The sequence below is a fragment of the Streptomyces sp. NPDC025806 genome (assembly GCF_055558275.1).
In genome coordinates this window covers 278,368-292,189 of the sequence record NZ_JBVHMU010000007.1, presented here as the reverse complement: position 1 = coordinate 292,189, position 13,822 = coordinate 278,368, and the positions used below count along the sequence as shown (strand labels likewise).

General features: G+C 72.4%; 13 protein-coding genes. 10 read left to right on the top strand and 3 right to left on the bottom strand.

Going from position 1 to position 13,822, the window contains the following annotated elements; all coding sequences use genetic code 11:
- Window positions 1-13 precede the first annotated feature (13 nt).
- From ACZ4E1_RS18935 to ACZ4E1_RS18910, 6 genes are all read left to right on the top strand, one after another.
- On the top strand, window positions 14-733 hold the full coding sequence (locus ACZ4E1_RS18935) for a DUF969 domain-containing protein (RefSeq protein ID WP_467540485.1): 720 nt from the start codon (window positions 14-16) through the stop codon (window positions 731-733).
- Window positions 730-1,695 carry a DUF979 domain-containing protein gene (locus ACZ4E1_RS18930; protein WP_467540483.1) on the top strand — a complete coding sequence of 322 codons (966 nt, stop codon included), beginning with the start codon at window positions 730-732 and terminating at the stop codon, window positions 1,693-1,695. The genes ACZ4E1_RS18935 and ACZ4E1_RS18930 overlap by 4 nt, the downstream gene beginning before the upstream one ends.
- 13 nt (window positions 1,696-1,708) lie before the next feature.
- Complete coding sequence (gene pcp, locus ACZ4E1_RS18925; protein ID WP_467540481.1) at window positions 1,709-2,353, top strand: pyroglutamyl-peptidase I; 645 nt, start codon at window positions 1,709-1,711, stop codon at window positions 2,351-2,353.
- 315 nt (window positions 2,354-2,668) lie between these two features.
- Window positions 2,669-3,667 carry a DUF2891 domain-containing protein gene (locus ACZ4E1_RS18920; protein ID WP_467540479.1) on the top strand — a complete coding sequence of 333 codons (999 nt, stop codon included), beginning with the start codon at window positions 2,669-2,671 and terminating at the stop codon, window positions 3,665-3,667.
- Window positions 3,668-3,960: 293 nt separating this feature from the next.
- Window positions 3,961-5,592, top strand: a complete 1,632-nt coding sequence (gene cimA / locus ACZ4E1_RS18915) for a citramalate synthase (RefSeq protein WP_467540477.1) — start codon at window positions 3,961-3,963, stop codon at window positions 5,590-5,592.
- A gap of 71 nt (window positions 5,593-5,663) precedes the next feature.
- Window positions 5,664-7,004, top strand: a complete 1,341-nt coding sequence (locus ACZ4E1_RS18910; RefSeq protein WP_467540475.1) for a hypothetical protein — start codon at window positions 5,664-5,666, stop codon at window positions 7,002-7,004.
- Here the strand turns inward: ACZ4E1_RS18910 and qcrB are convergent.
- From qcrB to ACZ4E1_RS18895, 3 genes are all read right to left on the bottom strand, one after another.
- Window positions 6,897-8,630: a cytochrome bc1 complex cytochrome b subunit gene (gene qcrB, locus ACZ4E1_RS18905; protein WP_467540473.1), complete on the bottom strand. Its 1,734-nt coding sequence runs from the start codon at window positions 8,628-8,630 to the stop codon at window positions 6,897-6,899. The genes ACZ4E1_RS18910 and qcrB overlap by 108 nt on opposite strands.
- Before the next feature lie 84 nt (window positions 8,631-8,714).
- The gene (locus tag ACZ4E1_RS18900; protein ID WP_467540471.1) at window positions 8,715-9,179 is read right to left on the bottom strand and encodes a GNAT family N-acetyltransferase; all 465 of its coding nucleotides are present in this window, start codon (window positions 9,177-9,179) and stop codon (window positions 8,715-8,717) included.
- 27 nt (window positions 9,180-9,206) lie between these two features.
- On the bottom strand, window positions 9,207-10,574 hold the full coding sequence (locus ACZ4E1_RS18895) for a pentapeptide repeat-containing protein (protein WP_467540469.1): 1,368 nt from the start codon (window positions 10,572-10,574) through the stop codon (window positions 9,207-9,209).
- A 257-nt stretch (window positions 10,575-10,831) separates the two neighbouring features.
- Between ACZ4E1_RS18895 and ACZ4E1_RS18890 the strand changes: the two genes are divergently transcribed.
- From ACZ4E1_RS18890 to ACZ4E1_RS18875, 4 genes are all read left to right on the top strand, one after another.
- Window positions 10,832-10,966 (top strand): keywimysin-related RiPP, encoded by a 135-nt coding sequence (locus ACZ4E1_RS18890; RefSeq protein ID WP_399130459.1) that lies wholly within the window; start codon window positions 10,832-10,834, stop codon window positions 10,964-10,966.
- A gap of 67 nt (window positions 10,967-11,033) precedes the next feature.
- Entirely contained in the window at window positions 11,034-12,974 is a 1,941-nt protein-coding gene (locus ACZ4E1_RS18885; RefSeq protein WP_467540705.1) for an asparagine synthase-related protein, read from the top strand.
- Window positions 12,971-13,222, top strand: a complete 252-nt coding sequence (locus ACZ4E1_RS18880; RefSeq protein WP_467540467.1) for a lasso peptide biosynthesis PqqD family chaperone — start codon at window positions 12,971-12,973, stop codon at window positions 13,220-13,222. The genes ACZ4E1_RS18885 and ACZ4E1_RS18880 overlap by 4 nt, the downstream gene beginning before the upstream one ends.
- Entirely contained in the window at window positions 13,219-13,632 is a 414-nt protein-coding gene (locus ACZ4E1_RS18875) for a lasso peptide biosynthesis B2 protein (RefSeq protein WP_467540465.1), read from the top strand. Before ACZ4E1_RS18880 ends, ACZ4E1_RS18875 begins: the two co-directional genes overlap by 4 nt.
- Window positions 13,633-13,822 lie beyond the last annotated feature (190 nt).

The following is a 13,822-nucleotide window of genomic DNA, read 5'->3' as shown; positions in this document are numbered from 1 at the left end:
AGAAGGCCGCCGCATGATCGTTCTTCTCGGCGTGCTCGTGGTGATCCTCGGATTCGTCACGCGCCGCAACCCCGTCCTCGTGGTCGGTGTCGCCGGTATCGCCACCGGACTGCTCGGCAAGATGAACCCGCGGGAGATCCTCGCCGCGTTCGGCCAGTCGTTCGCCGACAGCCGTTCGGTCACCGTCTTCGCCATCGTGCTCCCGGTGATCGGCCTCCTGGAGCGGTACGGGCTGCGCGAGCAGGCCCGCACCCTCATCGGCAAACTCGGCCGGCTCAGCGTCGGCCGCTTCCTGACCGTCTACCTGCTGGTCCGCCAGGTCACGGCCGCCTTCGGCCTCAACAACCTCGGCGGCCCCGCCCAGACCGTGCGCCCGCTCGTCGCCCCCATGGCCGAGGCCGCCGCCGAACGCCGGCTCGGCGCCAAGCTCCCCGACAAGCTGCGCGAGAAGGTCCGCTCCTACTCCTCCTCCGCCGACACCGTCGGGCTCTTCTTCGGCGAGGACTGCTTCATCGCGATCGGCTCGATCCTGCTGATCACCGGCTTCGTGAACTCCACGTACCACCAGGAACTCGAGCCCACCCAGCTCGCCCTGTGGGCCGTCCCCCTCGCCGTCTGCGCCTTCTTCATCCACGGCGCCCGCCTGCTGCTCCTCGACAAGAAGCTGGAACGCGAGATGGCCCTCGCCGCCGCCGAGAACGACCTGCCCCTGCCGAAGGAGACCGCCAAGTGATCAAGGTCGAGTGGCTCTACTGGCTCATCGGGCTCGTCTTCGTCGTCATGGCCGCGCAGATGGCCATGGACCGCACCAACCCCAAGCGCTGGACCTCCGCCGCCTTCTGGGGACTCCTCGGAGTGACCTTCCCCTACGGGACCGGCGTCGCGACCGGCGCGACCATGTACCAGCTGCCCCCCGAGCCGCTCGGCGTCGCCGTCCTCGCGCTGATCGTCCTCGCCGGGTTCAACTTCATCGGCAAGGGCGTGCCCGCCACGACCACCGACGCACAGCGCGAGGCCTCCGCCACGCGCCTCGGCAACAAGCTCTTCATACCCGCCCTGACGATCCCGCTCGTCGCCATCGTCTGCGCCTCCTTCCTCGACGAGTCGGGCCTGTTCGAGACCGGCAAGGCCACCCTCATCGGACTCGGCCTCGGCTGCATCGCCGCGCTGATCGTCGGCATGCTGGTCACCGGCGAGCGCAAGCTGTCGACGCCGATCCACTCCGGGCGCTCGATGCTGGAGGCCATGGGCTCGGCGCTGCTGCTGCCCCAGCTGCTCGCCGTCCTCGGCTCGATCTTCGCGGTCGCCGGCGTCGGCACGCAGGTCGGCGAGATCGTCAACGACGTCATGCCGGACAACTCCAAGTACTTCGCCGTGATCGCCTACTGCGTCGGCATGTTCCTGTTCACCGTGATCATGGGCAACGCGTTCGCCGCGTTCCCCGTCATGACCGCCGCGATCGGCTGGCCCGTCCTCATCCAGCAGATGCACGGCAACGAACCGGCCGTGCTCGCCATCGGCATGCTCGCCGGCTTCAGCGGCACGCTCTGCACCCCCATGGCCGCCAACTTCAACATCGTCCCGGCGTCCCTCCTCGAACTGAAGGACCAGTACGGGCCGATCAAGGCGCAGCTGCCGACCGGGCTCGCGCTGCTCGGCTGCTCCACCGTGATCATGGCGATCTTCGCCGTCTAGGAGACCAGGACCCATGACCCGAGTACTGCTCACCGGCTTCGAACCCTTCGGCGGGGAGTCCGTGAACCCGTCCTGGCAGGCGGCCTCCCTCGTCGCCGCCGCGCCGCCGGAGGGGCTCGACGTCCACGCCGTGCGGCTGCCGTGTGTCTTCGGCACCGCGCTGGAGGCCCTGCGCGAGGCCGTCACCGAGGTGCGGCCCGAACTCGTCGTCTGCCTCGGACAGGCGGGCGGCCGGGCCGGTGTCACCGTCGAGCGCGTCGCGATCAACGTCGACGACGCGCGCATCCCCGACAACGCGGGGGCCCAGCCCATCGATGTACCGGTGGTGCCGGGCGGGCCGGCGGCCTACTTCTCGACGCTGCCCGTGAAGGCGTGCGTCGCGGCGATGCGGGAGGTCGGGGTGCCGGCCGCGCTGTCCCACACGGCCGGCACGTTCGTCTGCAATCACGTCGCCTACGGGCTCGGTCACCTTCTCGCGACGGAGTTCCCCGCGGTGCGGGGCGGGTTCGTGCATGTGCCGTGGGCGCCGGAGCAGGTGGTGGAGGGGGTGTCCCCGTCCCTCCCCGCGGAGGTCGTCGCCTCCGGGGTGCGCGCTCTGCTTCTGGCGGCCGCGTCGACCAGGGTCGACTTGGTGGCCACCGAGGGTGCCACGCATTGACGGTTCGCCGGGTGCCGCCCGGTGGGGGCTGGTCGCGCAGTTCCCCGCGCCCCTGGAAGGCACACTTCGTGCGCCCCAGGGGCCAGCCGGTCGCGCCCCGCGACGGAGTCGCTGATCGGGCACAGCCCCGCGCCCCTGGAGATGCGCACTTCGTGCGCGATCTCCATCGGGGCGGCGCCCCATCGGGGAAATGCGGCGCGAAGCGCCATGCATTTCAGGGGCGCGGGGAACTGCGCGACCAGCCACGACGCACCCGCACCCGGCAACGAGCCACCACCCCGCAGACGAGGATCCGCCACCCCGAGAGGACAAGACATGCTCACGCCGGAGGCAACCGCCCGGCTGGCCACCGCCAACATCGTCCGCGCATACCCCAACTTCCCGGCCCACCTGGTCGCGGCCCCCACCGAGGACACCACCCCCCGCACCCTCCACCCCGCGTTCTACGGCGCCTACGACTGGCACTCGGCCGTGCACATGCACTGGCTCCTCGTCCGCCTCCACAACAGGGGCGAAATCCCCACCGGCACCGACCTGAGCGCCCTCGACGCCCATCTGACCCCGGAGCACCTCCGGACCGAGGCCGACTACCTCCTCGCGCACCCCGGGTTCGAGCGCCCCTACGGCTGGGCCTGGCTGACCGCGCTGGCCGCCGAGTGCCGCGGCACCCGCTGGGCCGACGCGTTCGCCCCGGCCGTCACCGCCGTGGAGCGGCTCCTCACGGACTGGCTCGGCAAGGCCACGTACCCCGTGCGGCACGGCATCCACACCAACAGCGCGTTCTCGCTCGGCCTGATCCTCGACACGGGAGCGGCCGCGGGCCTCGCCGACGCCACGCTGGAGGCCGTACGCGACCGGCTGCGCGACTGGTTCGCCGGGGATCACGACGCGCCCGCCCACTGGGAGCCCTCGGGCCAGGACTTCCTGTCGCCGGCGCTGAGCGAGGCGGACGCGATGCGCCGGGTGCTCGGGCCCGACGAGTTCGCCGCGTGGTTCGACCGGTTCCTGCCCGGGCTCGGCGCGGGCGCGCCCTGCCCGCTGCTCGACGTGCCCGTGGTCTCCGACCCCACCGACCCGCACATCGGCCATCTGCTCGGCCTCGCCCTGTCCCGCGCCGCCGCCCTGCGCGACATCGCGGCGGCCCTGCCCGAGGGGAAGGCCCGCGCCCGGCTCGCCGAGGCCGCCGACGCCCACCTCGCCGCGGGTCTGCCCGCCGTCGAGCGCGGCGACTTCGCGACCGACCACTGGCTCGCCACGTTCGCCGAGCTGGCCCGCGCACGAAGCACCGAGACGTCTGAAAACCGGGACATCTGACCGCATCGTGAGACCACGCCCCGGGCCCCGCCGGGGCTGTGGCAGACTGCCGCCGTGCTCTCGTTCGCCATGATTATTGGCAGCAGGCGCGCCGGTCCGCAGTGACCGCCTCGTACGACCCGGTACAGGCGGACACCGTCGTCCTCAGACCCGCGCGCAGACCTCTCGCACCCGCGAGAGGTTTTTCTGTTTCTGGCCCACACCCAGCCAGGCGGAGAGCGCGAGGGATCATAGATGGACGGTGGAGCCGGTCATTCCGGTAGACCGAGATCCCATACAGGAGCCAGATCAGCATGAGCAGCAGCCCGAGCGAACACGCCGGCGAGTCCGCCGGTGAACTCGACGATTCCTTCCACGTCTTCGACACGACGCTGCGCGACGGCGCGCAGCGCGAGGGCATCAACCTCACCGTCGCGGACAAGCTGACCATCGCGCGACACCTGGACGACTTCGGTGTGGGCTTCATCGAGGGCGGCTGGCCCGGTGCCAACCCGCGGGACACGGAGTTCTTCGCCCGCGCCCAGAAGGAGATCACCTTCAAGCACGCCCAGCTCGTCGCCTTCGGCTCCACCCGCCGCGCGAACGCCAAGGCGAGCGAGGACCCCCAGGTGCGGGCCCTCCTGGAGTCCGGCGCCCCGGTGATCACGCTCGTCGCCAAGTCGCACGACCGGCACGTCGAGCTCGCCCTGCGCACCACCCTCGAAGAGAACCTGGAGATGGTCCGCGACACCGTTTCCCACCTCGTCGAGCAGGGCCGCCGCGTCTTCGTCGACTGCGAGCACTTCTTCGACGGCTACCGCGCCAACGCCGAGTACGCCAAGTCCGTCGTACGGGTCGCCCACGAGGCCGGCGCGGCCGTCGTCGTCCTGTGCGACACCAACGGCGGCATGCTGCCCGCCCAGGTCCAGGCGATCACCCACACCGTCCTCGACGACACCGGCGCCCGCCTCGGCATCCACGCCCAGGACGACACCGGCTGCGCCGTCGCCAACACGCTGGCCGCCGTCGACGCCGGCGCCACCCACGTGCAGTGCACCGCCAACGGCTACGGCGAGCGGGTCGGCAACTCCAACCTCTTCCCGGTCGTCGCCGCCCTGGAGCTCAAGTACGGCAAGAAGGTCCTGCCCGAGGGCGCGCTGCGCGAGATGACCCGCATCTCGCACGCCATCGCCGAGGTCGTGAACCTGACCCCGTCCACGCACCAGCCCTACGTCGGCGTCTCCGCGTTCGCCCACAAGGCCGGACTGCACGCCTCCGCGATCAAGGTCGACCCGGACCTCTACCAGCACATCGACCCCGAGCTGGTCGGCAACCGCATCCGGATGCTCGTCTCCGACATGGCCGGGCGCGCCTCCATCGAGCTCAAGGGCAAGGAGCTCGGCGTCGACATCTCCGACGACCGCGAGCTCGTCGGCCGCGTCGTGGAGCGGGTCAAGGAGCGCGAGCTCCAGGGCTACACGTACGAGGCAGCCGACGCCTCCTTCGAACTGCTGCTGCGCGAGGAGGCCGAGGGCCGGGCCCGGCGTTACTTCCGCGTCGAGTCCTGGCGCGCCATCGTCGAGGACCGCCCCGACGGCAGCCACGCCAACGAGGCGACCGTGAAGCTGTGGGCCAAGGGCGAGCGCATCGTCGCCACGGCCGAGGGCAACGGCCCGGTCAACGCCCTGGACCGCGCCCTGCGCGTCGGCCTGGAGCGCATCTACCCGCAGCTCGCCAAGCTGGAGCTCGTGGACTACAAGGTCCGCATCCTGGAGGGCAAGCACGGCACCGAGTCCACGACCCGCGTCCTGATCACCACGACGGACGGCGCCGGCGAGTGGTCCACGGTCGGCGTCGCCGAGAACGTGATCGCCGCCTCGTGGGGTTCCCTGGAGGACGCGTACACGTACGGTCTGCTGCGCGCCGGCGTCGAGCCCGTCGAGTAGCCGCACCGGCAGCGGTACAGGCGTCGGGGCCTCATCCCTCGCACATGGCCCGAGTGGGTTAGCGTCGAGGTATGAGGCCCTTCGCAGCGGCCCTCGCCGCCACCTTCCTCGCCCTCGGGGCGACGCTCGCCGTGGCGCCCACGGCGACCGCAGCGAGCGACGTCTCCACGGTGGCCGACGCCCTGGAGAAGAGCCCCGTCTACGTCGACCCGGCCGCCTCCGGCACGCTGAGCAAGGCCGACGTCGACCGCCTGACCACCCGTATCAAGGACGCCGACAAGCCGGTGATGGTGGCCGTGCTGCCCGCCGACTTCCCCCAGCAGGCCCTGTTCACGGACCTGCGCACGAAGACCGGGATCGTCGGTGTCTACGGGGTGCGCCTCGGTGACGCCTTCGACGCCCGCGCCGACCACCAGGTCATGTCCAACGAAGCCGTGCGTCATCTGACCGGAAGCGTGCAGGACGAGCGACCCGCCGCGAAGCAGCTGAATGACTTCGTGGATGTCGCTGTCCGCACCGCCACCGGCTCCGCGCCCGACTCCTGGGCCGCGGGCGGCGACGACGGAGTGTCGGCCGGGGCCCTGATCGGCGTCGGCGCGGTCGTCGTGGCCGGCGGCGCGGGCGTCTACGCGGTCACCCGGCGCAACCGCAAGCGGCGCGAGCAGGAGCGGCGCGAGGCCCTGGACAAGCTCCGGGTCGTCGTCGACGAGGACATCACCGCCTTCGGCGAGGAACTGGACCGGCTCGACTTCCACCCCGCCGAGGCGGGCGCCGACGACGCGATGCGCGCCGACTACGAGCGCGGCCTGGACGCGTACGAGAAGGCCAAGCAGTTCATGGCCGCCGCCCAGCGCCCCGAGGACGTGCGCGCGGTCACCCAGACTCTGGAGGACGGGCGCTTCTCGCTCGCCCAGCTCGCCGCCCGCCGCGAGGGCCGCCCGCTGCCCGAGCGCCGCGTCCCCTGCTTCTTCGACCCGCGCCACGGCCCCTCGACGACCGACGCCGAGTGGACCCCGCCCGGCGGCTCGCCCCGCGAGGTCCCGGTCTGCGCCGCCGACGCGGCCCGCCTCGCCGACGGCGCCGAACCCCTGGTCCGCACCGTCGACGCGGGCACCGGCGAGCGCCGTCCCTACTACGACGCGGGCCCGGCCTACGGTCCCTGGGCCGGCGGCTACTTCGGCGGCGGCATGCTCCCCGGCCTCCTCGTCGGCACGATGCTCGGCTCGATGATGGCGAGCCCCGCCTACGCGGCCGGCTACGGCTCCGGCTACGGCGACTTCGACCCGGCCGCGGGCGGCGACTACTCAGGAGCCGACTTCTCCTCCGGCGACTTCGGGGACTTCGGAGGCGGCGGCGACTTCGGGGGCGGCGGAGACTTCGGAGGGGGCGGCGACTTCGGCGGCGGCTTCTGAACCACCGCCCCGCGCACCCGCCTTCGGGATCTGGGACCCCGGCCCGTACATCCACCGCGACAGCGCGACCCGCACCCGCACGGCCCGCCGCACCCGGCGTCGTACCCCGTGTTCGTCCTCGGCCGAGGACGGCTCCAGGGGTACGGGCTGTTCGTGACTCGTCAGGCGGAAACGCTCGGACGGGGAGAGGGGCTCGTGGAGTTCGACGTACTCGCCGTGCGGGAGGCGCCGGACGCGGCCGGTCTCGCGGCCGTGCTCGACCTTGTCGCGGTCGCGGCGCTGGAGGCCCAGGCAGATCCGCTTCGTGACGACGAAGGCGAGCACCGGGCCGGCGATCAGCAGGACGCGCGCGGTCCAGGTGATGGCGTTCACCGAGAGATGGAAGTGCGTGGCCCACAGGTCGTTGCCGCCGGCCGCGAGCGCCACAAGGAAGCCGGTCAGCCAGGCCACGCCCAGGCCCGTGCGGACCGGGCGGTCGCGGGGCCGGTCCAGGAGATGGTGCTCGCGCCGGTCCCCGGTGATCCACGACTCGAAGAACGGATAGACACCGATCAGGACCAGCCACAGGGGGAAGGCGAGCAGCGGGATCAGGATGCCGAGGACCAGCGTGTGGCCGCCCAGCGTGATCTCCCAGCCGGGCATCACCCGGACCAGCCCCTCCGCGAACCCGAGGTACCAGTCGGGCTGCGCGCCCGTGGACACCTGGTCGGGGCGGTACGGGCCGTACAGCCAGACCGGGTTGACCGACGCGACCGCCGCGATCAGCGCCACGACGCCGAACACGAGGAAGAAGAAGCCGCCCGCCTTCGCCACGTAGACGGGGAAGAACGGCTGGCCCACGACGTTCCGCTCGGTCTTCCCGGGACCCGCGAACTGGGTGTGCTTGTGGTAGAAGACCAGGATCAGATGGAGGACGACGAGCGCCGCCATGACGCCCGGCAGCAGCAGGACGTGGATCGAGTAGAAGCGGGCCACGACGTCGTGCCCGGGGAACTCCCCGCCGAAGAGGAAGAACGACAGGTACGTGCCGACGACCGGCACGGACAGGGTCATCCCCTCGATGAGCCGCATCCCGGCACCGGACAGCAGGTCGTCCGGCAGCGAGTAGCCGAGCAGCCCCTCGAACAGCGCGAGGAACAGCAGCAGCCAGCCGAACACCCAGTTGACCTCGCGCGGCTTGCGGAACGAGCCCGTGAAGAAGTGCCGCATCATGTGCACGAACATCGCCGCGACGAAGATCAGCGCCGCCCAGTGGTGGATCTGCCGGATCAGCAGCCCGCCCCGCACGTCGAAGCTGATGTCCAGGGTGGAGGAGTACGCCTCCGACATCCGGATGCCGTTCAGCGGCACGTAACTGCCGTGGTACTCCACCTCGTTCATCGACGGATGGAAGAAGAGGGTCAGATAGACGCCGGTGAGGATCAGGACGACGAAGGTGTAGAGACAGATCTCGCCCAGCATGAACGACCAGTGGTCGGGAAACACCTTGCGCAGGTACTTCCGCCCGAGGCCGTACACCCCGAGCCTGCCGTCCGCCCAGTCGGCGATCCGCTCGCCCGCCCCCGCGTCCCGCGCGGAGTTCCTCGTCGTGCTGCCCGTCGTGCTCCCCGTAGTGCTCTCCGTCATGAAGCGCGCCTCCCGTGAGTGCTCACTACGGGGACCGGTGGCGGCCCCCGATTCGTGACATCACGGCGCGCTGTGTGACCCGGTTCACATGGCGGGCTGCCAGGTGTAGCGGACGTCGGGCTCCCGCTCCTCGTTGCGCTCGCCGTCCGTCCACTCGGCGGCCACGAAGCCGTGCCGCTCGTAGAAGGCCCGGGCCCGCGCGTTCACCTGGAACGTCCACAGGTCGAGCCCGTCCGGGCGCCGCTCCTTGGCCAGGGTGAGCAGGCGTCCGCCGAGTCCGCGTCCCTGCCGGTCCGGGTCCACGTACAGCTGGTCGAGCTCGCCGCCGTCGAGCACCATCAGGCCCGCCACCGCGCCGCCCTCCTCGACGGCCACCCAGGTCTCGTGGTGCGGCACGACGACGTGCGTGAACCAGCCGCGCACCCCGTCGTCGTCGTGCGCACGGCGCACGGTCGGCAGGGCGGCGGTGAAGGAGCGCAGCCACACCTCGGCCGCGGGGAGCGCGTCGGCCGGTTCGGCGCGGCGCAGGGTCGTGGTCTCGGGGTGCAAGCGGGTCCTCCGGGGTGCGGTGCGGGTTCAGGTGCGGTTCAGGGTGCGGGTCACGCCCGCGACGACGGCCGTGGTCAGGATCCAGCCGATGGCGATCATCGCGTACGCCAGGTTCTGCACCCAGGGCCGGTCCCAGTGCCACGCGTCCCGCTGGCCGAGCCCGCCCACCGGGACCAGCAGGTCGAGGGCGTACGCGACGGGGTGGAACGGCGGCCCCTCGCCCTGCTTGTTCGGCACGGGCGTGTGCGCGCGGAACACCAGCGCGCCGAGCATCGTGAGCAGAGCCAGCCAGATTCCGGCCAGCCAGGGGCGGTAGCCGTAGCCGACCGTGGCGTCGAGCAGCCCGCCCCAGATCCGTCCCGCGGGCCCCAGCGTCGCGCGCCGCCGCCGCTCCCGCACGAGCAGGACGCGGCGGGCTTCGTCGTCGTGGCCCAACCTCCGGTAGTGGGCGGCGAGTTGCTCGTACGGCTGCGGGACGTAGTCCGGCTGGAGGTGCAGCCAGGTCAGGCGGTCGGTGCAGTCCTCGCGCTGGGTGAGCGCCGTCGACTCCAGCCAGTCGTACGTGAGTCCGTCCAGGTACAGCGGGCCGAGCCAGGTGCGGGGGCGGTCCTGGAGCCGGGTCGCCCGTGCGTTGCGCAGGTTCACGGCGCCGGCCGCCGGGCGGGCCATGCGCAGGTCGAGCGCCTCCATCTGGGCGCCGACGCACATCAACGACGCTCCGACGCCTAGGAGTTCGGCCTCGTGGAAGGAGAGCAGGTCGTCGATCCGCGCCCCGCGCAGCCGGATCCGTCCATCGGCCCGGAAGCCCTGGTTCATACGGACCGTCGACGCCCGCAGCGAGTCCCCGAGGAACGCGATCTCGTTCGGGTCCGGCATCACGATCCGCGCCCCGTGCATCCACAGCCCGCCGGTGATCTCGGCGCCCGGCAGGGCGATCCGGCCGTGCGCGAGGAAGCCGTCCTCGCAGAACACCCCGCCCTGCATCACGAGTCCGCCCCCGTTCAGGGCGAGCCCCTCCGGCGACACGAGGTGCGCGCGGTCGAGCCGCAGTCCGCCCGCGATGTGCGCGTGGACGAGGTTCACGGCGCCGCGCCGGTCCCCGCCGTTGATCGTGGAGCCGCGCAGGTCGAGCCGGCCGGCTATCTGGGCCGTCGGGGCGTGAAAGCACGGCAGCGTGCACTCCGTGACCGTGAACGCGAGGGTGGTGGCGCCCTCCAGCGTCAGTGGCCCGTCGAACCGGCACCCCTCGAAGCGGACGAGCCGCCTGATCTCGGCGCCGTCCAGCGCCAGGGCGCCCTCGACGCGGGCGCCGCTCAGTATGTAGGGCTCGGGTCCCGCCTCCGGATCGAGGACGGCCCGCCGCACCTCGGCGGCGGTGATGATCGGTTCGGGCACGGGCGGCAGCATCCCATGTCCCGCCCCCGCGCACCCCCCACTGGCGCGAACCCCACCCCGGTACCTGTCCCTCCGCCCCGACTTCCCGCCCCTCTTCGCGACAAGTCGGGCTCCGTCGCGAAACGATCAGGTCATCTCTCCAGAACGATCGCGTTGGGTGCATGAACGCTCACGGACTGGCAATGATGGTCGTGGCGTTCACACGCTGCACACCAATCACATCCGTTACACACACGAGTGAGATGGAGGAACGGTCGATGGAGAAGAAGACCGAGATCGCGAAGAAGGGCTACGTCGCTCCGGCGATGGTCAAGCAGGGCGACTTCACCAAGGTGACCGCCGGCTACTTCGTCGGCCCCCTCAAGGAGTTCTGGTCCCGCCGCCTCGTCTGACGATCCGTCCGACGCACCGCGTGACAGCGCACCCACGACCGACCGGGACCGCCGAGGAAAGGTGACGATGCAGCCCGCCCGCCCCGAACAGCCGCCCCACCTGCGCGACTGCTTCGCCGTTCTCCCGGACACCCCCGAGGGACAGGCGACGGCCGGGCGGCCGGCCACGTCCGGCGCCGCTCTCGCCACCGCTTCCGGCGAACGGCACCCCCTGTCGGTCGACGACGACGGAACACCCGGGCAGGTGTTCCGCCATCCGTCGGGACGCCCCTGGGTGATCGTCCGCTCCCGCCTGCGCCGCGTCAGCGACGCGCGGCGCGGAGCGGACGCCGTCGTCGTCATCGGCCCCGCACCCGTCCCGGACCTCGCACGGGACCTGGCCGCCGCCCGGGACAACGCGGAGCTCCACCACCGCCTCGCCCGACGCCTGCCCGGCGTGCACCACGTCATCTCCCGCATGGGGGGCGAGACATGGGTGCGCGGCACCGCGTCGGGACTGCGCCGGGTGTACGCCACCGGCGGGCCGTTCCCGCTCGTCTCCGACCGTCCCGCCGTGCTCGCCCACCTCACCGGCGCCGCACTCGACGACACCGCGCTCGCCCTGCGCCTCCTCGACTTCCTGCCCCACCCGCTCAGCAGCCGGCCCGTCTGGCGCGGCCTCACCGAGACCGACCCCGCGCACGCCCTCGTGCTGCGCGCCGACGGCAGCCGTGCCACCCGGCGCTGGTGGCACGCGCCGGAAGCCGAACTGCCCATGGCCGAAGGGGCCGAGCGGCTCGGCGACGCGCTCGACCGCTCCGTACGCGCCCATGTGTCCGGCCGCTCCCGGGTCAGCTGCGAACTCTCCGGCGGCCTCGACTCCACGTCCCTCGCCTTCCTCACCCGGCGCGCCGGACCGGCCGACCTGTCCCTGCTGACCGTCGCCTCCCGCGAGAGCCACGCCGAGGACGAGACCTGGGCCCTGCGCGCCGTCGAACTCGCCCGCGCCGAGCGCCCCGCCGGTCTCTCCCACGAGATCGTGCCCGGCGACGAGGTACCCCTCTTCTACGCGGGGGTGAGCGAGATCCTGGCCGCCCCCGCCGACCTCCCCGGGGACGAACCGCAGCCCGGCGCCTCCGGGCGGGCCCGGGTCCGGATGCTGCTCGCGCTCGCCGCGGCCCGCGGTTCCGAGTGCCACATCACGGGGTACGGCGGCGACGAACTGTTCATGGCGCTGCCGACGGTCGCCGGGGACCTGCTGCCCCGCCACCCGCTCGCCGCCTGGAACCGTATCGGCGCCGTGCGCCACCAGCTCGGCTGGCCGCTCGCCGCGACCGCCCGCGCCCTCATCGGCCGGGGCTCCTTTCGCGCCTGGCTCGCCGACGCCGTCACCGACGACGTCCTGCCCACCTCCCGCACACCCCAGCTCTCCTGGAGCGTGCGCCAGTCGCTGCCGCCCTGGCTGACCGCCGACGCCCGGGACCTCGTCCGCGACGCCTTCCGCACGGCCGCCGCCGACGCCGAACCCCTCGCCCCGCGCCCCGGCCGCCACCTCGACCTCGACACCCTGCGCATGGGAGCCCGGCACTTCCAGGCCATGGAGGAGTACGGGCTCGGCCTCGGGCTGCCCGTCGCCGCGCCCCTGTACGCCGACCACGTCATCGAGGCCACCCTCGCCGTGCGCCTCACTGACCGGATCTACCCCGCGCGCTACAAGCCGCTGCTCGCCGAGGCCGTGCGCGGGGTCGTGCCCGCGCCACTGCTGGACCGCACCACCAAGGACCACATGGGCAGCGACACGGTCCAGGGCCTGGTCCGGCACGCCGGGGAGCTCCGCCGGCTGTGGGAGCCCGGCACCTCGCGGCTCGCCGCGCTCGGCCTCGTCGACCCGGCCCGGCTCGACGCACTCGCCGCAGACCCGTACTCGCCGCTGCACACCCGGCACTCGATCGACTCGACGGTCGCCTGCGAGATGTGGCTGCGCGCGACCGACATCCCCGCCGCACACAGAGAGGCGCTCACCCCGTGAAGCTCAGAGACGGCATCTCGGTCACCGCGACCGACTTCGGGGGCGTGCTCCTCGACCAACGCTCCGGAACCTACTGGCAGTTGAACGAGTCCGGGACGCTCGTCGTCAGCGCGCTCGCCGAAGGGCTCACCGCGCCGGAGGTCGTGGACCGGCTGATCGCGGAGTTCGAGGTCGAGCGGGAGCGGGCCGAGGCGGACGTCGCCGCGCTGTCCCGGCAGCTCGTCGACGCGCGGATGGCGACGCCGTGAGCACCGAGATGACGATGCCCGGGGGTGGTGCGCGCGGGCTGCGGACCCGGGCCGTCGTCGGCGTGGCCCTGCTCGTGGCCCGGCTGCGGCCCGACCGGTTGCGCCGCGTCCTCACGTTCCTCAGCCGGGGTGCGCGGCCCGCGCCCCATGCCACGGCGCTCGCCGCGTACGAGTCCGTCGTGGCGACGAGCCGGCGGTGCGCGGGGTGGTACGGGTGCCTGCCGCGCTCCGTCGCCGTCGCCCTGCTGTGCCGCTTGTCGGGGACGTGGCCCGTCTGGCACGCGGGCGTCCGCGCGGCCCCGCCCTTCGCTCCGCACGCCTGGATCGAGGCCGACGCCCAACTCGTCGGCGAGGCCGCGACCTTGGACGAGTACCGCCCCCTGATGACGGTGAGCCGGAGCCCACACTGACCCCAGGGGCTCCGCCCCGGCCCCCGCTCCTCAAACGCCGGAGGGGCTGATTTACCCAGCCCGCCGTCGTCGAGCGCGCACCTGGGGCCGCACGAAGTGCGCCCGTCAGGGGCGCGGGGAACTGCGCGACCAGCCACGACGCACGCGTCACCCACCCACGAACCGGACGACCCACGGCGCGAGGAGACCG

What these genes read in the sequence shown, in the direction of transcription:
- pcp (WP_467540481.1), top strand. Translation starts at nt 1,709, where the DNA reads ATGACCCGAGTACTGCTCACCGGCTTCGAACCCTTCGGCGGGGAGTCC.
- ACZ4E1_RS18885 (WP_467540705.1), top strand. Translation starts at nt 11,034, where the DNA reads ATGCAGCCCGCCCGCCCCGAACAGCCGCCCCACCTGCGCGACTGCTTC.
- ACZ4E1_RS18920 (WP_467540479.1), top strand. Translation starts at nt 2,669, where the DNA reads ATGCTCACGCCGGAGGCAACCGCCCGGCTGGCCACCGCCAACATCGTC.
- cimA (WP_467540477.1), top strand. Translation starts at nt 3,961, where the DNA reads ATGAGCAGCAGCCCGAGCGAACACGCCGGCGAGTCCGCCGGTGAACTC.
- ACZ4E1_RS18890 (WP_399130459.1), top strand. Translation starts at nt 10,832, where the DNA reads ATGGAGAAGAAGACCGAGATCGCGAAGAAGGGCTACGTCGCTCCGGCG.
- ACZ4E1_RS18935 (WP_467540485.1), top strand. Translation starts at nt 14, where the DNA reads ATGATCGTTCTTCTCGGCGTGCTCGTGGTGATCCTCGGATTCGTCACG.
- qcrB (WP_467540473.1), bottom strand. Translation starts at nt 8,630, where the DNA reads ATGACGGAGAGCACTACGGGGAGCACGACGGGCAGCACGACGAGGAAC.
- ACZ4E1_RS18910 (WP_467540475.1), top strand. Translation starts at nt 5,664, where the DNA reads ATGAGGCCCTTCGCAGCGGCCCTCGCCGCCACCTTCCTCGCCCTCGGG.